At 69.5% G+C, this 22,770-nt stretch carries 18 protein-coding genes and 1 pseudogene; 9 read left to right on the top strand and 10 right to left on the bottom strand.

Going from position 1 to position 22,770, the window contains the following annotated elements; genetic code table 11:
- Both A5704_RS04025 and A5704_RS04020 read right to left on the bottom strand, forming a co-directional pair.
- Positions 1 to 903: pseudogene (locus tag A5704_RS04025) on the bottom strand (cation diffusion facilitator family transporter); the annotation flags it as partial.
- 140 nt (positions 904 to 1,043) lie between these two features.
- Positions 1,044 to 1,763, bottom strand: a complete 720-nt coding sequence (locus tag A5704_RS04020; RefSeq protein ID WP_082954765.1) for a DUF523 domain-containing protein — start codon at positions 1,761 to 1,763, stop codon at positions 1,044 to 1,046.
- A gap of 135 nt (positions 1,764 to 1,898) precedes the next feature.
- Between A5704_RS04020 and A5704_RS04015 the strand changes: the two genes are divergently transcribed.
- Positions 1,899 to 2,816 (top strand): alpha/beta hydrolase, encoded by a 918-nt coding sequence (locus A5704_RS04015; protein ID WP_067887484.1) that lies wholly within the window; start codon positions 1,899 to 1,901, stop codon positions 2,814 to 2,816.
- 6 nt (positions 2,817 to 2,822) lie between these two features.
- Here the strand turns inward: A5704_RS04015 and A5704_RS04010 are convergent, their stop codons facing one another.
- From A5704_RS04010 to A5704_RS03995, 4 genes are all read right to left on the bottom strand, one after another.
- A complete protein-coding gene (locus tag A5704_RS04010; protein WP_067785741.1) occupies positions 2,823 to 4,172 on the bottom strand; it encodes a hypothetical protein in 1,350 nt (449 codons plus the stop codon).
- Between the two features lie 94 nt (positions 4,173 to 4,266).
- A complete protein-coding gene (locus A5704_RS04005) occupies positions 4,267 to 5,496 on the bottom strand; it encodes a cytochrome P450 (RefSeq protein ID WP_067754794.1) in 1,230 nt (409 codons plus the stop codon).
- A 150-nt stretch (positions 5,497 to 5,646) separates the two neighbouring features.
- Positions 5,647 to 6,840 carry an MFS transporter gene (locus tag A5704_RS04000; RefSeq protein ID WP_067754783.1) on the bottom strand — a complete coding sequence of 398 codons (1,194 nt, stop codon included), beginning with the start codon at positions 6,838 to 6,840 and terminating at the stop codon, positions 5,647 to 5,649.
- On the bottom strand, positions 6,827 to 7,726 hold the full coding sequence (locus A5704_RS03995; protein WP_067887481.1) for an NYN domain-containing protein: 900 nt from the start codon (positions 7,724 to 7,726) through the stop codon (positions 6,827 to 6,829). Before A5704_RS03995 ends, A5704_RS04000 begins: the two co-directional genes overlap by 14 nt.
- Before the next feature lie 98 nt (positions 7,727 to 7,824).
- Here A5704_RS03995 and A5704_RS03990 point away from each other — a divergent pair, with 98 nt between their 5' ends.
- The 3 genes from A5704_RS03990 (at position 7,825) to A5704_RS03980 (ending at position 10,663) form a co-directional block, all read left to right on the top strand.
- Complete coding sequence (locus A5704_RS03990) at positions 7,825 to 8,697, top strand: alpha/beta fold hydrolase (protein ID WP_067754777.1); 873 nt, start codon at positions 7,825 to 7,827, stop codon at positions 8,695 to 8,697.
- Positions 8,698 to 8,760: 63 nt separating this feature from the next.
- A complete protein-coding gene (locus A5704_RS03985) occupies positions 8,761 to 10,131 on the top strand; it encodes a cytochrome P450 (RefSeq protein WP_067887478.1) in 1,371 nt (456 codons plus the stop codon).
- Positions 10,132 to 10,255: 124 nt separating this feature from the next.
- A complete protein-coding gene (locus A5704_RS03980; protein WP_067785750.1) occupies positions 10,256 to 10,663 on the top strand; it encodes a hypothetical protein in 408 nt (135 codons plus the stop codon).
- Here A5704_RS03980 and A5704_RS03975 read toward each other — a convergent pair.
- Positions 10,633 to 12,888: an FUSC family protein gene (locus A5704_RS03975; RefSeq protein ID WP_082954767.1), complete on the bottom strand. Its 2,256-nt coding sequence runs from the start codon at positions 12,886 to 12,888 to the stop codon at positions 10,633 to 10,635. The genes A5704_RS03980 and A5704_RS03975 overlap by 31 nt on opposite strands.
- A gap of 108 nt (positions 12,889 to 12,996) precedes the next feature.
- On the opposite strand from A5704_RS03975, the gene galT reads away from it, so the two are divergent.
- The 4 genes from galT (at position 12,997) to A5704_RS03960 (ending at position 16,285) form a co-directional block, all read left to right on the top strand.
- Entirely contained in the window at positions 12,997 to 14,076 is a 1,080-nt protein-coding gene (gene galT, locus A5704_RS03970) for a galactose-1-phosphate uridylyltransferase (RefSeq protein WP_197508445.1), read from the top strand.
- Positions 14,073 to 15,164: a galactokinase gene (locus A5704_RS03965; protein WP_067887473.1), complete on the top strand. Its 1,092-nt coding sequence runs from the start codon at positions 14,073 to 14,075 to the stop codon at positions 15,162 to 15,164. Before galT ends, A5704_RS03965 begins: the two co-directional genes overlap by 4 nt.
- Positions 15,165 to 15,245: 81 nt before the next feature.
- Positions 15,246 to 15,620 (top strand): hypothetical protein, encoded by a 375-nt coding sequence (locus A5704_RS29030; RefSeq protein WP_156670099.1) that lies wholly within the window; start codon positions 15,246 to 15,248, stop codon positions 15,618 to 15,620.
- Positions 15,605 to 16,285, top strand: a complete 681-nt coding sequence (locus tag A5704_RS03960; RefSeq protein ID WP_067754762.1) for a PAS and ANTAR domain-containing protein — start codon at positions 15,605 to 15,607, stop codon at positions 16,283 to 16,285. Before A5704_RS29030 ends, A5704_RS03960 begins: the two co-directional genes overlap by 16 nt.
- Before the next feature lie 4 nt (positions 16,286 to 16,289).
- On the opposite strand, the gene A5704_RS03955 is transcribed toward A5704_RS03960, so the two are convergent.
- Complete coding sequence (locus tag A5704_RS03955; protein WP_067754759.1) at positions 16,290 to 16,775, bottom strand: hypothetical protein; 486 nt, start codon at positions 16,773 to 16,775, stop codon at positions 16,290 to 16,292.
- Between the two features lie 61 nt (positions 16,776 to 16,836).
- Complete coding sequence (locus tag A5704_RS03950; protein WP_067754756.1) at positions 16,837 to 17,511, bottom strand: LpqN/LpqT family lipoprotein; 675 nt, start codon at positions 17,509 to 17,511, stop codon at positions 16,837 to 16,839.
- Between the two features lie 191 nt (positions 17,512 to 17,702).
- Between A5704_RS03950 and A5704_RS03945 the strand changes: the two genes are divergently transcribed.
- Positions 17,703 to 20,330 (top strand): GH92 family glycosyl hydrolase, encoded by a 2,628-nt coding sequence (locus A5704_RS03945; RefSeq protein ID WP_067887470.1) that lies wholly within the window; start codon positions 17,703 to 17,705, stop codon positions 20,328 to 20,330.
- 16 nt (positions 20,331 to 20,346) lie between these two features.
- Here A5704_RS03945 and A5704_RS03940 read toward each other — a convergent pair whose 3' ends face one another.
- A complete protein-coding gene (locus A5704_RS03940) occupies positions 20,347 to 22,722 on the bottom strand; it encodes a lysylphosphatidylglycerol synthase transmembrane domain-containing protein (RefSeq protein ID WP_067754749.1) in 2,376 nt (791 codons plus the stop codon).
- Positions 22,723 to 22,770: the final 48 nt, after the last annotated feature.

The following is a 22,770-nucleotide window of genomic DNA, read 5'->3' as shown; positions in this document are numbered from 1 at the left end:
CCCACGGCTACCCGCTGGCCGATCCGATCGTCGGCCTGATCATCACGGTGGCGATCCTGGCGGTGCTGCGCGGTGCCGTGCGCGACATCTTCCGCCGGCTCATGGACGCGGTGGACCCCGCGCTCGTCGACACGGCGGAAGCGACGCTGGCCGCCCGCCCCGGCGTCCGCAGCGTGCGCAGCATCCGGATGCGCTGGATCGGGCACCGCGCAGCACCGCCAGGATCGCCACCGTGATGATCAGGCCGACGATCGGATCGGCCAGCGGGTAGCCGAGCGCGACGCCGGCCGCCCCGAAAAGCACTGCGAGCGAGGTGAATCCGTCGGTGCGAGCGTGCAGGCCGTCGGCGACGAGGGCGGCCGAGCCGATCCGGCGGCCGGTGCGGATCCGGTAGACGGCGACGATCTCGTTGCCCGCGAAGCCGATGAGCCCGGCGGCGGCGACCCAACCCACGTGGCCGATGGCGACGGGGTGAATCAGCCGCAGGACGGCCTCGTAGCCGGCGACGATCGCCGACAGCGTGATCATGCCGATGACGAACAAGCCGGCGATGTCCTCGGCGCGGCCGTAGCCGTAGGTGTAGCGGCGGGTCGGCGCGCGGCGGCACAACGAGAACGCGATCCAGAGCGGGACGGCGGTGAGCGCGTCCGAGAAGTTGTGGATGGTGTCGGCGAGCAGCGCGATCGATCCCGACAGGACGGCGATCACCACCTGCACGGCCGCGGTAGCGCCCAGTCCGACGAGGCTGATCTTGACCGCCCGGATGCCGATCGCGCTGGATTCCAGGGCGGTGTCCACGCTGTCGGCGGCGTCGTGGCTGTGCGGACGCAGTTGGGCTACGAGGCCGCGAATCCCGTGCGCATGTGCGTGCTCGTGGTGATGGTGTTCGCTTCCCGCGCTCATCGGAGCGCTGTCCGCGTACCTGCATGCATACGCAGATAATAGGGCACGCGAGTGGTTCTCGCGATCGCGGACGAGGGCTAGCGGGTCGACGATCCGCGCGCACCCGCGCCTAGCAGTTGACGTGCGAGATGCAGCGTTGATTAGGGTGCTGCGGCGCCGGAAAGCGGAGCTTTACTACCCAGGGTCCGCACCGCATCCTCGGCCAGCAGGTTCTGCCGTTCACCGCGGAGCTCCGCTGCCAGGTCGTGCTCGAGCGCCGGCACTTGCAGCCCGCGGCGGCGCAACTGCCGATCCAGCGCGGCGATGAACAAGCCCTCGCCCGCGCGACGGCACCCGAGAACGGCGCGCTCGTTCATGACGTCGCGCGTAAGCGCGGCGGCGGGACAGGCCGCGACCACGTCCAGCGACGCTCGCATATCCAAAGTGGTCACTACCCCGCACGACGGCGAGGCGCCGATGCCCACGATGCCGGCCACCGTGAACCCGGACCGCTGGTAGTCGGCGACGTCGCGAACCGCCTGCTGCGCCAATCGCCGATACACGAGGCGGGTCCAGGCGACAAACGCGCGCAGCAACAGGCCGCGGAACGGGTACAGCAGGCCGCCCTTGGAGTGGTAGAGGGGCAGGCTGTGGGGTTTGAGCGCGCCGCCCCAGGCCAGCCGCTCCGGGCAGGGCAGCTGGTGAATCCCGTAGCCGGCGCCGATCAGCTCCTCCACCGCCTCCGCCACCGCACCCGGTCGGGTGGCACCCCCGGCGTAACGCGTGTTCTCGTTCAGCAGGCAGTGCGAGACGAGCATGACCCGTCGACCACGCTCGTCGCGCAGTTGGTCGAGCAGCAACCGCGGTCGTCTGCCACGCATACCGAGAGCATCGACGTCCGGCTGCCCGTTCAGTAGGGGAAAACGTCATCGAAGGCTGGTCCTCTTGGTTCTGGTGAGGTGCCCGCGCCACGCGGCAGATTGGGACGAGTTGTAGCGACTCAGGACGGAACCGACGTGTCAGTGCTGCAGGAAGTGTCGTTCGAGTCCGGCGGGGTGCCGTGCGCGGCCGATCTCTATTGGCCGGCGAACGCGGGCAACGGGCTCGCCTGCGTGGTGATGGGGCACGGCGGCAGCGCCACCAAGCGCCTCGGTCTGCCCGCTTACGCCGAGAAATTCACGGCGGCGGGCCTGGCGGTGCTGGCGTTCGACTATCGGCATTTCGGAGCGAGCGGTGGCGAGCCTCGGCAAGTCATCGACGTCGACGAACAACGGGACGACTACCGCGCGGCGGTGCGATACGCGCGCGGTCGTGACGACATCGATCGGCGTCGGGTTGCGCTGTGGGGAACGTCTCTCAGCGGCGGCCACGTGCTGGCGGTTGCCGCCGACGACCCGGATGTCGCCGCCGTGGTGTCGCAAGTCCCGCTGATCGACGGCTGGCACCGCGGCCGCGGACTACGCGAGCGTCTCAGTTGGGATGTGGCATGGCGGACGCTGCAATTCACCGCCGCCGCGGTCCGCGACGCGGTTGGGGCGAGGTTGGGCCAAGGGCCGTATCTGGTTCCTGTGGTGGATGACTCCGGCGGGACCGCGGTATTCACTGAGCCAGAGGCCGGATTCGCGTTCGAGGCGCTCGGCGGCGAAGCCGTCGGTTGGCGCAACTCGCTGGCTCCCCGCATGCTGTTCGCATTGCCGCGCTATCGCGAAGGCACCGCGGAGAAACTGCACATGCCCGTCCTGATGTGCGTGGGGGACCAAGACCTGCAGGCGTCACCCAGGTTCGCGGTACGGATCGCCTCGCTGATGAATAACGTTGAGCTGCACCGCTACCCGGTCGGGCACTTCGACGTCTACACGGGAAAGCTGTTCGAGGAGATCAGCTCGGTGCAGACGGAATTTCTGCACCGTCATCTGGTCTCGGTGGACGGCTGACGCAATTCAGGTCCAGGGGCCGGGGAAGTGTCCGTCCTGGTCCTGCACCATCACGATGTCCTTGCAGTCGCCGTTGAGGGCCACGGCATTCTCACCGCGGCAGATCAGCGTCCAGCCCGAGATCCGCGCGAAGGGCCGGACCGACCAGGTGGTGGCGATCGGTTCGGTGGCGGGCAGGGCGAGGACGGCGAACGTGTTGCCGACGTTGGTGATGTAGAGGTGGTCTTCGAAGAACGCCATCTTGGCGATCGACATCTTCTTCGCGTCGTCGCGCGTCTTCAGGAAATCCCACTGCTGGCTGCGCAGGTTCCACACCCCGAAACCGAACGGGGAACTGTCCGAATCATGGCCGTCGACAAACAATTTCCCGTCGGACAAGGTGGCGGACAGCCCGCCGCCGGGAATGCGGTCGGAGTCGCCGACCTTGATGACCGCTTTGGCGTTCAGGTCGTAGAACATCGTCGACAGCACGGGCGGGTTGTAGGAATCCCAGCGCGTGATCTTCACCAATTTGTCCGGGCCGTCGGACAATTCGGCGTCCACGCTGCGGATGTCGTTGTCCTGATAGATGGCCTCGCCGCTGGGCCGGCGCAGCTCGGCGCCCGACGTCTTGGCGGGGTCGGTGTTGCGCTGGAACGCGAGAACGTCCTGCCAGGCGCGCCCGGATTGTGGATCGTTCCAGGGCATCGAGAGATCGGTGCCGGACAGGATGACGGTCCGGGGCGGCGAATTGGGGGCGTGCCCGTCGGTGAAGGCGTTGACCCACGCCACGCCCGACGCGGTCGAGGACAGCGACCAGTCCTTCGACGAGGTCAGCTTCAGGTCCGGTGTCGGCGGCTGCAGCTCCTTCGTTGCCAGCGGTTGGCCCGCCTTGAAGTCGAAGGCGTACGCGGTCGCCTTGGCGGCCGCGGGTTGTTGGGCCTGGGCGGGTTTGACGGTCGTGACGACATAGACGACCCGCATGTCCTCCGCCGTGCCCGTCAGCGCGCAGATGGCGCCGGTCAGGTTCTCACCGGCGGGGACCACCGGGAGGGCCGGCGCCACGTATTGGCCGGTCTTCGGATCGAATATTTTCGGGCGGATGTCGTCGAGTGCGGATTTGCTGTCGGAAAATTTCTCCGGACAGCCGAAGTACGCCGTTCCGCCGTAGCTTTTCCAATCCTTCTCCAAGGGACCGGTGATGGGCGCGGGTGCGGCGACGGCGCTGGGCGCGGTTTTCGCCGAAGAAGTCGAGGTGGTGGGCGTCGCGGCGGGTGGGGACGCGGTTTCCGAACACGCCACGAGGGCCAGGCAGGCGGCCAGCGCGGGCAGGGCAGACCCGCATTTGGCCGCAGTTTGCCCCGGAAACGCACGCATCAAAAAACCCCCGTTAAGTTCGTGTAACCAGTGAGCGTAAAGCGGGCGGGGACCAACCGCGACTTGTGTCAGGCGGTCTTCGTCACACCGACGCCTATCGGTCGAACTCGATGGGCAGGCTCTTCGGGCCGCTCAGGCTCACCATCGGCTTCCACGGGACCGGCCCGGCGGTGCGCGGGTTGAGCAGGCGCCCCGCGATGACGTTCAGCGCTTCGGCGATCTCGCGCCGGGCCAGGTTGGCCCCCAGGCAGTAGTGCACACCCCCGCCGAACGTCAAGATGGGCGGGGCTCCCTCGCGGGCGATGTCGACCCGGTCGGGGTCGTCGTAGACCGCGGGGTCGCGGTTGGCGGCCGCCGTGTTGACCAGGACCATCGTGCCCGCGGGAAAGAGGTAGCCGTCCAGCTCGGCGTCCTCGACCACCAGGCGCAGGGTCCCGCCCGCGATCGGCGAGTGGCGCATGGTCTCCTCGACGGCGCGCATCGCCAGCTCGGGGTGCTCCTTGAGCAGGTCCCATTGCTCGGGGTGCTCGCAGAGGACGTGCACCGACGCGGCCACCTGGTTGCGGGTGGTGTCAGTCCCCGCCAGCAGCAGGCCGCCCGCCAGCATCCGCAGCTCGGCGGTGTTCAGGCGGTCGCCGTCATCCTCGGCGCGGATCAGGTCGGAGAGCAGGTCGTCGGTCAGGCTGTGCCTCCGCCGCGCCACCATGTCGTCGACGTAGTCGTCGAGCTCGCCCCACGCCCGCATGACGACGGGCTCGACCTCCCGGATGTCGACGCTGAAGCTGAAGGCCTTGAACACGTCGTCCGCCCATAGCGAGAACTGTTGCCAGTCCTCGCGCGGGGCCCCGAGCAAGGCGCAGATGATCGGCACGGGGTAGGGGCGGGCAAGGTCGGCGACGACGTCGCAGCGACCCGCGTCGATGACGGCATCGATGAGCCCATTCATCACGTCGACCATGGTGTCGTGCAGCCGCAGGGTCGCGCGGGGGGTGAACGCCTTGGACGTCAGGCTGCGCAGCCGGTGGTGCGCGGCGCCCTCCAGGCACAGCAGGCTGTTGACCACCTTGTCCCACAACGGGCCCGACGTCACCCCCTGGGCGAGCAGGTTGATCCCCGGCGGGATCTGGAATCGCGCATCGCGGAGGACGGAGCGGACCAGGTGGTAGGAGAGGACCTCGGGCCCGTGCGGGCCCATGGCGACCGGGGCGTGCCGCTGCGCCGCCTGGAGGCGGGGGTAGACGTCGGCGGGGGTTTCCTCGGCGTGGTACGCCAGCGTCGGCAGGTCGGCGTCGAAAACGCTTGTGGGGGCGGTACCGACGGCCATGACGGTCTCCTCGAGGTCGCGCGAAGCGAGGCGCCCGCGACAACTTTCACACAATGTATGACCGGCTGGGTTGTGTGTCAACGATATTGCGGGCCCAAGCCGGCCCTCGCCATACGTTGGAGCCGATGTGTGTGGTCGCCAGGGTTGCGGTCACCCGCTCCTTAACGCGCCGACCAGCCGGCCGCCGATCAGCAGGACCGCGAAGACGCCGCCCGTGACCCCCGAAATGAGCAGTGGCAGTTGGCCGTTCGAACCCCACAGGGCACCCGCCCACAAGCCGGCCACCAGCACGGCCAGGCCCACGGCGCCCTGGAACACGCCCTGCGCGCTGGCCTGGTGCCCCGGGTCGACCAACCCCGAGATCCAGGCCTTCCCGACGCCGTCGGTGCACCCGGTGAACATTCCATAGGCGCCGATCAGCAGCCATGCCGTGACGGCGTCCGTGGTCAGCCCCAGCCCGACGTAGCCGATCGCAAAAAAGGCCAGGCCGATGCCGAACAGCGCCGGCCTGCCGATGCGGTCTGCGAGCGCTCCGGCCGGGTAGCTGGCCAGCGCATACACCGCGTTGTAACCGACGTAGGCCAGGATCACCCCGACCACCGAGAAGCCGATCTCGTTGAGGCGCAACAACAACAGGGCATCGGGGAAATTGACCATGCTGAAGACGACCAGGAGCGCGGTCACCCGCCAATACGGCCTCGGCAACGAACGCACACCCGCCCACATGGACTGCCGCCGCTCCCGCGGGGCCCGGCGCCCGCGCTCGCGCACGCCGAAGACGAGTGCCACCGACAGGACGGCGGGCACGATGGCGACATACAGCAACGGCGCGATCCGATGGTCCAGCAGTTCGTAACCCACCAGCCCGAGCAGCGGACCGACGACGGCGCCGAAGGTGTCCATCGCGCGGTGGAAGCCGAAAACCCTCCCGCGCAAGGCGTCATCGACGTCATCGACCAACAGCGCGTCGCGCGGTGCGCCGCGAATGCCCTTGCCGAGCCGGTCGACCACGCGACCCGCCAGCACGCCCGGCCACGCCCCGGCCACCGCGATGATGACCTTGCCGAGCGCGGCCATGCCGTAGCCGGTGGCGATCAACGGGCGCCGGGCGAACCGGTCGCCGAGCGGGCCCGCCGCGAGCTTCGTCAGCGACGCCGCACCCTCGGCCGCCCCCTCGACTGCGCCCACCACCGACGGCGGGGCGCCCAGCACGGCCGTCAGGTAGATCGGCAACAGCGGGTACAACAGCTCGCTGGCCGCGTCTTGCAGGAACGAGACCCCGGAGAGCACCCGGACGTTGCGGGTCAGCCACCGGGGCCCCGAGATGGTTTCAGTCTTGCGCACGCAACCGCACCATCCGCGTCGTCGACGTCTCGTCCAACTCGACGACATCGGAGCGCGAACGCAGGAAATCGCTGAATGACCGGAATCCCAACGACCTTTCGCTGAACGACGGGTCCATCCGTTTCATCTGGGCCTTCACCGCGGAGTTGTGCAGCCAGTCGACGTCGTCCTTGTCCAGGCCGATCTGCAGCGCACGCGTCAGCAGCGCCGTGGCGGCCGCCTGGGGATCGGGCGGCTCCGGCTCCTCGGGCGCCGCATCCTTGGCACGCCCGGAGCGTCGCTTCGCCGGCTTGGCGTCGGCTTCGGCGGCCTGCGGTGCGAGCGCAGGCACGCCCGGCAGCGAGTCGTAGATGACGAACTCGTCGCAGGCCGCCGCCAGCGCCCGGCTCGACGCGCCGGCCACCCCGATCCCCACCACGTACCGGCCCAGCCTCTTGCAGCGCTGGGCCAGCGGGATGTAGTCGGAGTCGCCGGCCACGATCACGACGTGGGTCAGGTCGGGCAGCCGGAACATGTCCTCGACCGCGTCGACGGCCAACCGGATGTCCGCTCCGTTCTTGCCGTAGGCCGCCGCGGGGAACAACTGCACCAGGTCGACCGCGCGGCCCACCAGCTGCCCGCGATAGCCGGTGTTGATATCGGCCGACCAGTCGGCGTAGGCGCGGGTGAGCACCAGCGTCCCGAACGACGATGCGAAGTCGAGGATGGCGCCGACGTCCACCGTGGCCCGGTCCAGCCGCTCGCCGTACTGCTCGAGGCCCTTGGCCTTGTCCCGCTGGAACGAGTTGCGACCGTGCACCTGGTCATATCGCGAGATCACGATGTTGTCGAAGTCGAGGTAGACGGCCACGCGGGCCGCAACCGGTTCGGTCATGCAGTAGATCATCGCTGAGGCGTCCGGCACTGTGGCGGCCGGAAGCGTTTTCCCTCACAGATTCGCCCACACAGGCCTCTAAACGACGCCGGAGCGGGTACACCGGGGCCATGAACGAGTTGAAGTATCTCGAGCTGCACGGCGACCGGGTCGCCTACCGCGACGAGGGTGACGGCGAGGTGCTCCTGCTCATCCACGGCATGGCGGGCAGCTCAGAGACGTGGCGGTCGATCATCCCGCCGCTGGCCAAGAAGTTCCGGGTCATCGCCCCGGACCTGCTCGGCCACGGTGCATCGGCGAAGCCCCGCACGGACTATTCGCTGGGTGCGTTCGCGGTCTGGCTTCGCGATCTGCTCGACGAGTTGGGCGTCAGCCAGGCCACCTTGGTCGGTCAATCGCTCGGCGGCGGCGTCGCGATGCAGTTCGTCTACCAGCACCCCGACTACGCCAAGCGCCTGATCCTGATCAGCAGCGGCGGGCTGGGGCCCGACGTCGGCTGGGTGCTGCGGCTGCTGTCGGCGCCCGGGGCGGAGCTGGTGCTGCCCATCATCGCGCCCAAGCCGGTATTGGCCGTCGGCAATCGGCTCAGGTCGTGGTTGCGCGGGGCCGGCATCCACTCGCCGCGCGGGGCCGAAATGTGGAGCGCCTACTCGTCGCTGTCCGACGGCGAGACCCGGCAGTCGTTCCTGCGCACGCTGCGGTCGGTGGTGGACTACCGGGGCCAGGCGGTCAGCGCGCTCAGCAGGCTGCGGCTGCGCGAGGACCTGCCGGTGATGGCGATTTGGGGCGAGCGGGATGCCATCATCCCCGTCGACCACGCGTACGCCGCGCACGAGGCCCGCACCGACGCGCGGCTGGAAATCCTGCCCGACGTGGGTCACTTCGCTCAGGTCGAGGCGCCGAACCAGGTGGTGGAGCTGATCGAAGACTTCATCGCGACCGGCGACCGCCACGAGACGGATACCACCCAGCTGCGGATGTGAGCTGAGGGGGCGGCGCAAAGTAATTCCGCTCCGCCGCGCGGGCCCGTCGTAAAATGACGGGCGATGCGCAAAGCCGCGCGTTCCACGCTCCCGCCGGGGCCCCGGCTGCCCCGGGTTCTACAGGCCGCGTTGATGTTGCACCGCGGGTCGCACTTCGTTGCCGCCTGCCGGCGTCGTTATGGGAACGTGTTCACGCTGCGCGTCGCGGGGATGGGCACGCTGGTGTACTTGGCCGACCCGGCCGACATCAAGACGGTCTTCGCCGGCGACCCGCGCGTTTTCCATGCCGGAGAAGCCAATTCGATCTTGAGCGGATTGCTGGGCGAGAGCTCGCTTCTGGTGATCGACGAGGATGTCCACCGCGACCGGCGCCGGCTGATGCTGCCGCCCTTCCATCGGGACGCCGTCGCTCGCCAAGCCGGGCAGATGGCCGACATCGCCGCCGCCAAGATCGCCGAGTGGCCGGTGGGCAAGAGCTTCGCGGCCGCGCCCAAGATGTCGGAGATCACGCTGGAGGTCATCCTGCGGACGGTCATCGGTGCCACGGATCCGGCCCGGCTCGCCGCCCTGCGCGCGATCATGCCCCGGCTGCTCACGGTGGGCCCCTGGGCGACTCTGGCGCTGGCCAGGCCGGAGCTGCAGCGTTACCTCCCGTGGCGGGCGCTGCGGCGCCGGATGGCCGAGGCGGACCGCCTGCTCTACGCCGAGATCGCCGAGCGCCGCGCCGACCCCGACCTGGCCGAGCGCACCGACGTGCTGGCCATGCTCGTCCGTGCCGACGAGGGCGGGCACCCGATGTCGGACCGCGAGTTGCGGGATCAGCTGATGACGTTGCTGGTGGCCGGGCACGACACCACCGCGAACGGGTTGTCCTGGGCGCTCGAGCGGTTGACCCGCCATCCGGCCGTGCTGGCCAAGGCCACGGCCGCCGCCGAGGCCGGCGCCGGGAGCGATCCGGCCGGAGACGAGTATCTCGACGCGCTGGTGAAGGAGACGTTGCGGATCCGCCCGGTGGTCTTCGACGTGGGGCGGGTGCTCACCGAACCGGCCGACGTGGCCGGCTACCGGCTGCCGGCCAGGGTCATGGTGGCGCCCGGAATCGGGCTGGTGCACACCAGCGCCGCGGTTTATCCGGACCCGCACCGATTCGACCCCGACCGCATGCTGGGCGCCACCCTCACCCCGACGACCTGGTTCCCGTTCGGTGGCGGCAACCGCCGCTGTCTGGGCGCCGGGTTCGCCTCGGTCGAGATGCGCGTGGTGTTGCGCGAGATTCTGCGCCGGGTCGAGTTGTCTACCACGTCCGCGCCCGACGAACGCCAGCGGCTGAAATTCGTTGTCCTGGTGCCACATCGCGGGGCCCGCATTCGCCTGCGGGCGGTCAGGGACGTTCCCGCCGCGGCGCCCGCCGCCACCGAGGCCCCGGCCCGCTAGCTGTACTGCCCAGGCAGCTTCGACGTCGCCGTCGCAGTCCCTTTCGACTATTGGGATCGGTAGCAAACCCGGCGTGACCTAATGCCAGCACCATAAAGGCGAGCCTTGAAAGAAAAGAAGATTCATGAAAATCACAGCGATAGTCGCGTCCGGCCTCGTCGCCGTCGCGCTGGCGGCGGCCGGATGGGCGCAGGCCGAGACCGCGCCGGCGCCCGTCGGGAGCCGGTTCTACGCGCTGGCCCCCGCCCCGCAGCCCGATCCCGAGGCGGAGGTCGCCGAACTGCAGTGGCAGGTGAACGACCTGCACGACAACTGGGACAACCTCACCCCGGCGGAACGTCAGCAACGGCTGACGCAGCTGCAGCAGCAGTCCACCACGGTGTCGAACGACGTGCAGAACCTGCCTCCTGCGCAACGGCCCGGCGTCGAAATGCGGCTGTTGCAAACGATGCTGGCGCTGTTCGACCTGGTGCGAAAAGCCCAGGGGCCCAACCAGCCGTGCTATTTCCCCGCATGCCTGCCCGGCCTCTGAAACCCGTCGGTGTGAAATTCGGCCGCGGCGGTTTCGCGCCCGCCGAGGTTGGTGGCCGCGGTCACGACGGCCCGCTCGATCTGGCGCAGCGCGTGCACCGCGGTGAGTAATCGGCGGGTGTCGGGCATCGGCGATCCGGCCTCGCCGTCCCGCTGCCGGGCCAGCGTCTCCGCGGCGTCGAGCTCGTCTGCCGCCGACACCATGGTCGGCGCGCGGCCACTGCCGATGGCTGCGGCCAGCGCGTCGATGTTGCGCCGCGTCTGAGCCGCGGCCGCCGAAAAGGCCTGGGCCAGTTCGAAGGTGAGCGGCTGGGCCCCCAGCGGATCCTGGTATCGCTCGCTGCTACGCGCCAGGCTGCGCCCGTACCGGTCGCACGCGGCGAAGATGCGCAGGGCGCGGCGAATGCTGCGCCGGCCCGCCAGGCCGGCGACGCCCGCCAGCAGCGGCTTGGCGGTCACCCGGAACTGCTGGAGGTCCCGGTCCAGTTGGCGTGCCTGCTCGGACGGGCTCCCGCTCGCGTCGTCGCCGAGCATCGTCCCGGTCGACACCTCGACGAGCGCCGACAGGCTGGCGAGGAACGTTCGGGTGTCGTCGCGGATCGCCTCCCTGGTGTGCGTCGGCAACACGACCACGGCCACCGTCGCCCCGATCACCGCGCCGAGGGCGGTCTCTTCGATCCGCAACATCAGCACGCCGAACGAGAATTGCCCGAGCAGGCCGTACAGCAACGCCAGCATCGTCGTGATCCAGAAGGTCATCAGGCTGTACGTGACCGTCATGAAATAGAAGGCGCAGAACAGGCAGACGAAGATGCCGGCGAGCGCGGCCGTCTTGTCGCCGGCCAGCAGCGTGGCCACCAGCACGCCACACGGCACGCCGAGCAGGGTGCCGAGCAGGCGCTGCCAGCCTTTGGTCAGGGTTTCGCCCCACGAGTTCGTGCCGGCGAAGATGACGAACGCGGCGATCACCGCCCAATACCAGCGGGCGGGTGACACCAGCTCGCCCGCGATGATCGCGAGCGACGCGGCGACGGCGACCTGGATGGCCTGCCGGGTGGTCGGCCGGAGGCCCTGCGACGGTGCCTCGTCGGCGGGCTCGCCGGGCGCGTCCGTCGGCGCGCCGTCCGAGGCAGGCGGGCGCTCGCTGTCCCGGTTCTCCAGGGCGCCCGCCTGGCCGGCCGCGGCACGGTCGACAATGGCCCGAACGTCGGAAGTCGCTGTGGCGGCGTTGATTATCGCCAGGGCGAGGCGGCGCACGGCGGCGCTGCCCGGATCGTCACCGGCGGCGCCGCGCTGCTCGTCCAGCAGCCGTTGCGCCCGCGCGCCGGCTTGGCGGAGGCCGTCGGGCTCGGGCAGGCGGATGGCCCGCGCCAGCCGCGACAGCGCGTCGACGAGCGCGACCCGCGTCGGTGCGGGTATCGCGCTCGGGTCCTCCGACATCAGCGCCGCGGCCCGCCGCCCGGCCGTCGCCACCCACTCGATGGCCAGCTCCGCGTCCAGCAGCCAGGGGGCCAACTGTTCGGCGGTGACGCCGGGCCACAGCATCGCGGGGTCGGCCTTGTCCTCGATCTGGCTCTGCACCATCAGCGCGGTCTCGTTGAGCCGGGTGGTGCGCGCCCGCATCCGGCGCCTGCGCCGTTCGTCGAGGCGGCCGGTGCGGACGGCGTCCGCGGTGGTGTCGACGACGATCGCCATCCGCGCCCGCAACGCACGGACGGTCGCCCGCAGCACGCGGTCCGGCCGATCGGGCATGACGTAGGTGGTCATCACGAACGTGCACACCGTGCCCACCGCGACCGCCCCGATCATCCACGGCAGCTCCGAGACGCTCGCACGCAGATACAGCGTGAAGAAGTAGGACATGAAGGCGACCATGCCCAGCGCCCGGCCGCGCGCCCCGAAGCGGCGGACGTAGGCGGCGGTGAACACGACGAGCACGAACACCGCGTCACTGAACACCTGGTGGGGCGCGAGCGCCGCCGCGGCCGCGATGGCCACGGCGGCGGGCACGGGCAGCAGCGCCATGGTGATCCGCTGCTGCCCCGGGTCCGGCTCATTGACCGATCGGGAAGCGACCATCGTGATGACGACGCCCAGCAACGCGACCGTCAGCGGCTGCCCCGTCGCACGGGTCGCGGCGTACAGGACCAGCAGCGAACAGCCGAGCGCGGCCGTCGTCCGCGTCGCCATGCGCAGCCGGAGCAGACCGGGATCGGAGCCGACCACCCAGTTGCGCGCCCGTTCGTAGAAGTCGGTGATCGCCGCGCCCCCCTTCTGGCCTGCCGAACGCATCATGGGTTACCCGAACTTCGGCACAAGCTAGTCTTCGACATCGTGACAGCGCCGACGCGGGCCAAGCTGGCCGACGGCCGTGACCTGCTCTTCTTCGCGCTGCCCGGGCACCGCCCGGCGCCGGTCGACGACCGCAGGCCGCTGCCTGCGCGCGACGGTCAGCGATCCGAGCTGCGGTTCGACCAGACGACGGGGCAGTGGGTGATCGTCGCGGTGCTGCGCCAAGACCGCACCTACAAGCCGCCCCCCGACCAGTGCCCGCTGTGCCCCGGCCCGACCGGGCTGACCAGTGAGGTGCCCGCGCCGGACTACGACGTCGTGGTCTTCGAGAACCGCTTCCCCAGCCTGTCCGGCTCGGGTCCGGCGCCCGCGCTCCCGGGTGCCGGCTTCGTGTCCGCTCCGGGGCACGGGCGCAGCGAGGTGATCTGCTTCTCCAGCGACCACACCGGCTCCTTCGCCGGGCTGGACGTCGCGCACGCCCGGCTGGTCATCGAGGCGTGGCGGCACCGCACCGGCGAACTGTTGGCCGCGCCGGGCATCGAGCAGGTGTTCTGCTTCGAGAACCGCGGCGAGGAAATCGGGGTGACGTTGACCCACCCGCACGGGCAGATCTACGGCTACCCGTATCTGACGCCGCGTACCGCCGCCATGCTGGGGCAGGCGCGCGAGCACCGAATGCGCCACGGCACCAACCTCTTCGGCGACCTACTGGCCGGCGAAATCGCCGACGGCAGCCGAATCGTCGCGCGCGATGACCTGTTCACCGCGTTCGTGCCCTTCGCGGCGCGGTGGCCGGTCGAGGTGCACATCTACCCGAACAGGTTCGTGCGCAACCTCACCGAACTCGGCGAGGACGAACGGGAGGGTTTCGCGCGGATCTACCTGGACATGCTGCGGCGATTCGACCGGATGTATTCCTCACCGCTGCCCTACATTTCGGCGTTGCACCAGTACGCCGACACCGACGCCCAGGCTGACGGCTACTTCCACGTCGAGTTGATGTCGATCCGGCGCAGCGCCACCAAGCTGAAGTACCTGGCGGCCTCCGAGTCGGCGATGGACGCGTTCATCAGCGATGTCACGCCCGAAAGCGTGGCTGAGCGGCTGCGTGAGCTCGGATGACCGTCCGCTACGCCGCCCCCGGGCGGGTCAACCTGATCGGCGAGCACACCGACTACAACCTGGGGTTCGCCTTGCCGATCGCGCTGCCGCAGCGCACGGTGGTGACGTTCAGGCCCGACGGCAGCGATGCCGTCACGGTGGGCAGTGACCGCGCGGACGGGTCGGTGCGGATCGCGCTCGACACCGTGCCCGGCGACGTGGCCGGCTGGGCCGCCTACGTCGCCGGGGTGGTGTGGGCACTGCGGCGCGCCGGCCACCCGGTGCCCGGCGGCGCGATGCGCATCACCAGCGACGTGGAGATGGGGTCGGGACTGTCGTCGTCGGCGGCGCTGGAGTGCGCGGCGCTGGGCGCGATGGCGGCGGCCGCCGGGGCACGCATCGACCGCATCGAGCAGGCGAGGCTGGCCCAGCGCGCCGAGAACGAGTACGTCGGCGCCCCAACGGGTTTGCTCGACCAGCTGGCGTCGCTGTTCGGCCGGCCGGCGACGGCGCTGCTGATCGACTTCCGCGATCTCACGGTCGAGCCGGTGGCCTTCGACCCGGACGCCGCCGGTGTCGCGCTGCTGTTGATCGACTCCCGTGCCCGCCACAGTCACGCCGGCGGCGACTACGCCGCGCGCCGCGCGTCGTGCGAGCGGGCGGCGGCGGAGCTCGGGGTGTCGTCGTTGCGCGAGATCGGTGTCCGCGGGCCCTCGGTCGTGGCCGCGGTCCGTGACCCCGTCGACGCCCGCCGGGCCCGCCACGTGCTGAGCGAGAATCAGCGGGTGCTCGACTGCGTAGCGGCCCTCCGCGACGCGGACTTCGGCGAAGCCGGGCGGATCTTCAACGCCTCGCACGCGTCCATGCGTGACGACTTCGAGATCACCACCCAACACATCGACCTGATCGCCGACACCGCGGTGGGGGCCGGCGCGCTGGGCGCGCGGATGACCGGCGGCGGGTTCGGCGGCTGCGTGATCGCGCTCGTGCCGGCCGACCGGACCGGCGCGGTCGGCGAGGCGGTGCGACGCGCGGTACGCGACGCCGGTTTCGAGCAACCGGTAATCGCACGGACCCGCGCCGCCGCCGGCGCGGGACCGTGGGATTGACCGAGCCCGCCCGACACGGCCCGTTCCGCACTTAGCGGCCATAGCTGTAACGCGCCCGCAGATAGCTGTAACGTAACGGCTATGCCGGGGATGACATGCGCGATGTGCGGGGCGGGTTTCTCGGCCCGGGCCGATGCCGTCTACTGCTCGCCGGCCTGCCGGCAGAAGGCCCATCGCGTTCGAGCGGCGCGCCGCACGGCCGCGCTGCGGGAAACCCTGCGGCGGCGCTCCGCGACCGGTGCGGGCGCGTATTCGGCCTCTACCCGGTCGCTGCAGCCTTCGGTCGCCAGCTCCATGCAGCGCTCGCGTCAGCAGCTCGACCGGGCGCGCGAACTATGCCGCGTGTCCGCGCTGCGGCTGCAGGAAAGCGACGCCATCCGGAAGGCGTCGCTCGAAGGGAGGGCGGGGTGGGCGGCAAAGTCGGAGACGGGGCGTGCGCTGTGGCGTGGGAACTAGACGGCCAGACGGCGGCGGTGGAGGAGGCCCTCGCCGGCGGCACGCCGCAGCGGGCCGGGTGGTTTCGCTTCTACTTCGAGGACCAGCGCTGGGAGTGGTCCGACTCCGTGTACCGGATGCACGGCTACGAACCCGGAACCGTCACCCCGACGACGGAGCTGGTGATCGCCCACAAGCACCCGGCCGACCGCAACCAGGTCGCCGCAACCATCAACGACATGGTCGAACACCGGCAGGCGTTCAGCACCAGGCACCGCATCGTGGACACTCGCGGCAACACCCACGACGTGGTCGTGGTGGGCGACCAATTCTGCGACAGCAACGGCGAGGTGATCGGCACCCACGGCTTCTACGTGGACGTCACCCCGGCGCGCAGCCGCAAGCGCGAGGAGAGCATCAGCGAGCAGGTGGCCGAGATCGCCGAGCGTCGCGGCGCCATCGACCGGACCAAGGGCATGTTGATGTTGGTTTACGGCGTCGACGAGCTGGCGGCGTTCAACCTACTCAAATCCCTGTCGCAGGTGCGCAACATGAAGCTGGGCGCGCTGGCCGAGCAAATCGCGAAGGACTTCTCGGAGTTGGGCAGGGAGGTCATCACGTCGCGCTCGCGGTTCGACCAGCGCCTGCTCACCGCGCACGATCGGGCCTTCGGCGCCGACAACTGAGCGGCTATCCCACCGGGATCAGGCGCACCGCTCCCAGGTGCATCCGGTCGACCGCCTCGGCGAACTCGTCGCGTGTCGGTATCCGGTGATCGCGGAACTTGAGCCCGATCATCCGCTGCGCGCGCTGGACGCCGTAGGACTCGGCGCAGCGCAGGAAGAGGTCGGACACCGTGGCCCGGTCGCGGATGAGCTCGCCGCGCATCGCGGTCGTCTTGCCGTCGTAGACGACCTGAGCGGGTGCGCCGTCGCGGAAGTTCTGCTTCCAGGGCGCGCCGGTCAGCGCGTAGAGCTGACCGTCAATCACATGGGCGCTCAACGGAATTGAGAACGGCCGGCCCGTTTTTCGCCCGGTGAAGCTCAGCACCATCAGCTGTTTGCGGGCGGGACCGGCCAGCGGGGTGCGCAACAGGAAACCCATCATCGGGTTGACGATGCGCATCAGCGCCGACGGGGGATGCCCGGCCTCTATCTGATGCGACTGCTCGGCCATGCGCTTACCGTAAGGCCAATCGGGCCCCCGGCCTAGGGCCGAGGGGCAGCACGGTCCTAGGTCACGGCGTGATCGTCGTCTGGTCGTCGATGATCTTCGTGACGTCCATCAGCGGGCCCTGATCGGCCTGCGGGCCCTCGGCGTTGAGTTGGAGCACGTAGACGGCGCCCTGGCTGGGGATCACCACCGTCTTCTGGGCGATGACACGGGTGGCGCCGTCCTTCTGATAGGTGCCCCCGATTTGCCACGCCTGGAAACCGCCGAGCGTCGACGCGCTGCCGTCGCCGCTGCCGTCGAACCCGGGCAGGTTCTGCACCTCGCCCGGCGCGTACTGGATGACCTTCGCCGGGTCGACGTTGCCCGACAGCCGGGAGAACAGCGCCGAGACGGTGGGCGCGTCGGCGGGGTTACTGGGCTGGGTCATGACGATGCCGCCATATGACGTGCCCGCGTTCTGGTTGAGCTGCCAGCCGTTGGGCACCGGCAGGTCGACGTTCGGGCCGGGATCGCCGTGATGGACGGGGGTCTCCGTGATGTGGTTGTCCTTCACGTAGTCGGCGATGGTGTATTTGGCTTTGGCGGCCGGTGCCGCGCTGGTCGCCGACGACGTGGTGGATGTCGAGGCGGATGTGGTCGTCGATGTCGTCGATTGATTGCCGGATTTGTGGTCACCGCCGCAACCGACGAGCGCCAAACTCAGCGCCACGGAAATGGTTGCTGTCGTCAAATGTTTCATCGATCCAATCTCCCGAAAATTGGGGCCGGTACCAGCGCCGGCCACGCCGAGACGACAGTAGCCGAAATGGCACCCGCGTTTGCCGATATTTATTTGAACTTTGGGCGCCGCCGTGATCGTCGAAGCAAATCGTTATCCAATTCGGTTGGAAAACGCCCACTCAATACACAGTTGTCCAGTAAGAGACAGGTATGCGGGCACGAAGGACCATCGTCGCGATTCTCGCGGCGTCGGTCGTCTTCATGGCGTTCATCGCTGCCGCGCCGCCGATGGCCTATGACGGCGAGCCCACATTGGTGGCCAGCCCGGTCGACCACGTCGCCACGCTCATCGGCACCGGGACGGGCGGCCGGACGGTGGGGGAGATCAACAACTTCCCGGGCGCCACCGTGCCGTTCGGAATGGTGCAGTACTCACCGGACACGGTGGGCAACTACGCCGGTTACAACTACGACAACCCGCGCGCGAGCGGGTTCAGCATGACCCACGCCTCGGTCGGCTGCGCGGCGTTCGGTGACATCTCGATGTTGCCGACCGGCAACGGAATTGGCATGCAACCCTGGAAGTCCTGGGAGCGGATCGCCCACGACGACACCGAACAGGGTGTGCCGGGCTATTACACGGTGCGGTTTCCGGATACCGGGGTGAAGGCCGAACTCACCGCCACGACGCGCACCGGCGTCGGCCGGTTCAGCTACCCGCACAACGGCCGCCCCGCCCTGCTTCAGGTGCGATCCGGCGCATCGCTGGCCGGCAACTCCCGCGCAACCATTCAGATCGGCGAGGACAACACGACGATCACGGGCTGGGCCACCAGTGGCGGATTCTGCGGCAAGAACAACACGTACACGGTCTATTTCGCGATGAAGTTCAGCCAGCCGTTCACCGCCTACGGCGCATGGGATGGCTTCGCGGTTTACCCCGGCGCCCGCAGCGCGAATTCCCCGTACAGCGGCGGATACGTGCAGTTCCCGCCCGGCTCGGTGCTAGAGGTGCGTACCGCGATCTCCTACGTCGGCATCGACGGGGCGCGGGCGAATTTGGCGGCCGAGGGCGGCGCAAGTTTCGACGACGTGCGCGCCGCGGCGTCGCGGGAATGGAATGCCAGCCTGTCACGCATCGCCGTCGCCGGCCGCAATGTCGACGACCTGGACACCTTCTACACCTCGCTGTACCGATCCCTCTTGCACCCCAACACCTTCAATGACGCCGACGGCCGATACGTCGGGTTCGACGGCGCCGTGCACACCGTGGCCGCGGGGCGGACGCAGTATGCCAACTTCTCCGACTGGGACACCTACCGCTGCCTGGCGGCGTTGCAGGCGCTCCTCTTTCCAGACCGGGCCGGCGACATGGCCCAATCGCTGGTGAACGACGCCGAGCAGAGCGGCGCGCTGCCGCGCTGGGCGTTCGCCAACGCCGCGACCGCGGAGATGAGCGGCGACAACGTCGTGCCGCTCATCGTGAACCTCCACGCGTTCGGGGCCGAGAACTTCGACACCCGAACGGCGCTGCGCTACATGGTGAATGCGGCGACGAAAGGCGGGGTCGGGCTGAACAAATACGTGGAGCGGCCGGGCATCGCCACCTACCTGGAGCGCGGCTACGCACCCTTCACGCAGGAATTCGGCCTCGACGGCTGGATCGCCGACGCGTCGATCACGCTGGAATGGTCGGTCGACGACTTCGCCATCTCGCGATTCGCCGACTCGCTCGGCGAGGACGCCACGGCCGCCGAATTCCAAGCCCGGTCGCAGTATTGGCAGAACCTGTTCAACCCGAGCACCGGTTACGTCTCACCGCGCAGCTGGACCGGATTCTTCCGCGACGGCCCGGGTTTCGTCGAGCCCCAGTCGAGTTTCGGCCAGATCGGCTACGACGAGGGCAACGCCGCGCAGTACGTCTGGTGGGTGCCGCACAACGTGGCCGGCCTGGTGACCGCGCTCGGCGGCCGTGACGCGGTGGCCGCGCGCCTCGACGCCTTCACCGAGAGACTCAACGTCGGGCCCAACGAGCCCTACCTGTGGGCCGGCAACGAACCGGGCTTCGGGGTGCCGTGGCTGTACAACTACATCGGTCAGCCGTGGAAGGCGCAACACACGGTCGACCGGGTGCGGGGCCTGTTCGGCCCGACGCCGGACGGCGAGCCCGGCAACGACGACCTCGGCGCGATGGCCAGTTGGTATGTCTGGGCGGCGCTGGGGCTCTACCCGAGCACACCCGGAACGGCGATCCTCACCGTCGGCGCACCGCTTTTCGACCGCGCGGTGATCGCGCTCCCGCACGGCAAAGCCATCCGGATCTCGGCGCCCGGCGCGTCCGGACCGTACCACCTCAGGTACATCAGCGGCCTGCGCGTCGACGGTCGCGCCACCGACAACACGTGGCTGCCCGAGTCGTTCGTCCGCACGGGGGGCGAACTGGCGTTCTCGCTGGGCGCTTACCCCGACAAGCATTGGGGTACAAGCGAATCGGCGGCGCCCCCGTCCTTCGGCGCGGGTGGTTCGGCGGTGACCGTCAACGTCGCCAACCCGGTGGTCACGATCGCGCCGGGGAGCACGGGCACGGTGAGACTCGACGCGCAACGGATGGCCGGCGACGGGGGTTACACGGTCACCGGCGCCGCCTCGGACCGCGGGATCACCGTGACGCCCACGGCTGGCCAATTCTCCGCCGACGGGTCGGCGACCGTCGACGTTCCGATCGCGGTCGCACGGTCGGTGCCCGAGGAGTACTACCTGGTCAACCTGACTTCCAGGGTCGGCGAAAGCGCCCGCACGTCAACGATTCTCGTGGTCGTGCAGGCAGGGAGCGAGTGAGCGCGCTCAGCGCCCGTTAGATCATCTCGTTCTTGGTCAGCCAGCGCATCACGGGCCAGCCGACAAACACGGGCAGCCAGCAGGTGAGCACCCGGTACAGCAGCACGGACGGCACCCCGACGGCCGCCGGAACGCCGAAGGCGGCCAGGCCACCGATCAGCGCCGCTTCGACGGCGCCGACGCCGCCGGGTGTCGGCGCGGCGGAGGCCAGTGTCCCGCCGACCATTGTGACCACGGTGACGGTGACGAACGTCGTGCCGCCGCCGAACGCTTCGACGCTGGCCCACAGCGCCAGCGCCGCGCCGAGAGTCGTTCCCGCGCAACCGAGCAGGATCAGCGCCAGTCGCCGCGGCTCGCGGGCCAGCTTCACCAGATCGCCGGTCACCTCGTTCAGCTTCGGGCGCACCTCGGTGGCCAGCCAGCGCCGCGACTTCGGCACGAACAGCAAGGTGCCGACGATGCCGAGTGCCACGCCCCCGATCAGGTACAGCATCGTGGCGCTCGGCACGAAGTGCGACAGGTGCATCGACGCGCCCGCGACCACGCTGAAGAAGATCAAGAGCAAGAGGTGCACGATCACCTGCACGGCCTGCTGCAGCGCGACCGCCGCGGTGGCTCGCATCGCCGACAGGCCGCTCTTTTGCAGATACCGGGTGGACAGCGCGAGCCCGCCGACGCCGGCTGGCGTGGTGGTCGCGGCAAAGGTGTTGGCCACCTGGACGAATGACAGCCGCCAATAGTTGACCGTCCCGTCGGTGCAGGCCCATAGGGCCGCGGCCGCGCCGAGGTACGTCAGCGCCGACACCGCCAAGCCGAGCAGCGCGTACCACCAGTTGGCGGACCTCAGCTGGGAGAAGAACGTGGGCGCGGTGCTGATGAAGGGATAGGCGACGTACACCAGCGCGCCGAAGAGCACCAGCTGGATGAGCTGGCTGCGGGTGAACCGGGTGATGGTCTCGGTCTTGATCTGGTCGGCCCCGGTCTGGCGCTTCACCTCCGCGCGGGCCGCCGAGATGACGGCGCCCGCATTCGGGACGGACCTCCGAATGAGCCGCGGCACAGCCACTTTCGTCAACCGACGCGACGCGCTCAGGATGGTGTCCCTGTCGAACGCGTCGATGGCCGCGGCCACCGCCGATTTGGGGTCATACAGGGCGGAGGTGGTCACCAGCAGCTGCGCGATGTCGGATTGCAGTTGGGCCTCGCTGGCACCGTATTCGGCGTTGTGGAAGCCACCGAAGCGCACCGTGCCCTCATCGAAGGTGATCTCGTTGGCGCGCAGGTCGCCGTGGGCGATCTGCTGGTCGTTGAGCCTGCGCAGCGACCTCCACACCCGGTCCACGGGGGTCGACTGTGCGCACCGACCGAGCGGCAGGCCGTGGGGTGGCTTGTGCGAGTACAGAATCCAGCCTCGGTCGAGGGTGGCGACGGCGATCGTCGAGGTGTTCGCCAGGTCCACCTCCCCGATGGCGATCGTCATCAGGGCGCGGTGCTCGACGGCGCGGCGCATCGAGGTCACCAGCGGCGCGGTCTCGGTGTCGCGCAGCCGCAGCTTTATCCAGAGCTGCCTTAGTGCGCCGCCACTGCGCTGATGCGGTCCGTACAACTCGACGACCGCGGCGCCGTCTGGCTCCGCACAGCCGGCCGAGAGGACGAGCGGGCCGCGGCCGGCCGGGCGGACCACGGTGAGCCGGGTGACCACGAACCCGCGCCTTGCCATCGCGCGGACCGCGGCCTCGAGCGGCACCTCGAGCGCGGGGGTCCCGACCACGAGCACCACCAGCGAGCCGACCAGCCACCCGACCGCCAGGCCCAGCAGGGCGCGCGCCGGCACGATGGCGCTGACCACCAGGTGGATCGGCACGAAGGCCAGCAGCAGCGCCCACCACCAGTGCCGCCACCGCGCGGGCAGCCACGGCCCCGAGACGGTCAGCACCGCCGCCAGCATGCCGATCCAGCGCGGGTCGTCGAGGAACTGGCCCAGCACGGTCTGCAGCCGCTCGGAGAGGTCGAAGTGCCAGCGGGGCGCCGAAAACCCGTTGCCGCCGATCGACAGCGGTAGCGCCGCGAGCACCGCGGCGGCCGCGTACGCCCCGAGCAGCTTCCACTGCCGGCCGACGACCAGGCCGATCAGGATCATGAACGGCAGGGCCAGGATCGCCACGCCGTACGCGAGGTACACCAAATCGGACTGCCGCGGGGAGAGCACGCCGACGATCTGCGAGATCGACTTCTCCAGCGCGTCCCACTGCGGCCGGGTGATCAGCGAACTCGTGATCACCACGGCGAGGAAGGTCGCGCTCGCCGCGAGCCGCAGGATGTCGTTGGTGCGGCGGGTCAGCGGCTGCAGCAAGCTGCCGGAAACGATGACCTCGCGCCCGTCGACTCGCATGGTGTAACGATCCTTCGGATCCGTTCGGCGCCGCAAACAATTGCCGCT

The organism is Mycobacterium sp. E735 (assembly GCF_001666955.1).
Lineage (GTDB): Bacteria > Actinomycetota > Actinomycetes > Mycobacteriales > Mycobacteriaceae > Mycobacterium.
Note: the sequence above shows the minus strand (reverse complement) of the source record. Positions and strands in the feature narration are given on the sequence as shown.

What these genes read in the sequence shown, in the direction of transcription:
- A5704_RS03980 (WP_067785750.1), top strand. Translation starts at nt 10,256, where the DNA reads ATGAAAATCACAGCGATAGTCGCGTCCGGCCTCGTCGCCGTCGCGCTG.
- A5704_RS04005 (WP_067754794.1), bottom strand. Translation starts at nt 5,496, where the DNA reads ATGGCCGTCGGTACCGCCCCCACAAGCGTTTTCGACGCCGACCTGCCG.
- A5704_RS04010 (WP_067785741.1), bottom strand. Translation starts at nt 4,172, where the DNA reads ATGCGTGCGTTTCCGGGGCAAACTGCGGCCAAATGCGGGTCTGCCCTG.
- A5704_RS04020 (WP_082954765.1), bottom strand. Translation starts at nt 1,763, where the DNA reads ATGCGTGGCAGACGACCGCGGTTGCTGCTCGACCAACTGCGCGACGAG.
- A5704_RS03990 (WP_067754777.1), top strand. Translation starts at nt 7,825, where the DNA reads ATGAACGAGTTGAAGTATCTCGAGCTGCACGGCGACCGGGTCGCCTAC.
- A5704_RS03940 (WP_067754749.1), bottom strand. Translation starts at nt 22,722, where the DNA reads ATGCGAGTCGACGGGCGCGAGGTCATCGTTTCCGGCAGCTTGCTGCAG.
- A5704_RS03950 (WP_067754756.1), bottom strand. Translation starts at nt 17,511, where the DNA reads ATGAAACATTTGACGACAGCAACCATTTCCGTGGCGCTGAGTTTGGCG.
- A5704_RS03955 (WP_067754759.1), bottom strand. Translation starts at nt 16,775, where the DNA reads ATGGCCGAGCAGTCGCATCAGATAGAGGCCGGGCATCCCCCGTCGGCG.
- A5704_RS03945 (WP_067887470.1), top strand. Translation starts at nt 17,703, where the DNA reads ATGCGGGCACGAAGGACCATCGTCGCGATTCTCGCGGCGTCGGTCGTC.
- A5704_RS03985 (WP_067887478.1), top strand. Translation starts at nt 8,761, where the DNA reads ATGCGCAAAGCCGCGCGTTCCACGCTCCCGCCGGGGCCCCGGCTGCCC.
- A5704_RS03965 (WP_067887473.1), top strand. Translation starts at nt 14,073, where the DNA reads ATGACCGTCCGCTACGCCGCCCCCGGGCGGGTCAACCTGATCGGCGAG.
- A5704_RS29030 (WP_156670099.1), top strand. Translation starts at nt 15,246, where the DNA reads ATGCCGGGGATGACATGCGCGATGTGCGGGGCGGGTTTCTCGGCCCGG.
- A5704_RS03995 (WP_067887481.1), bottom strand. Translation starts at nt 7,726, where the DNA reads ATGATCTACTGCATGACCGAACCGGTTGCGGCCCGCGTGGCCGTCTAC.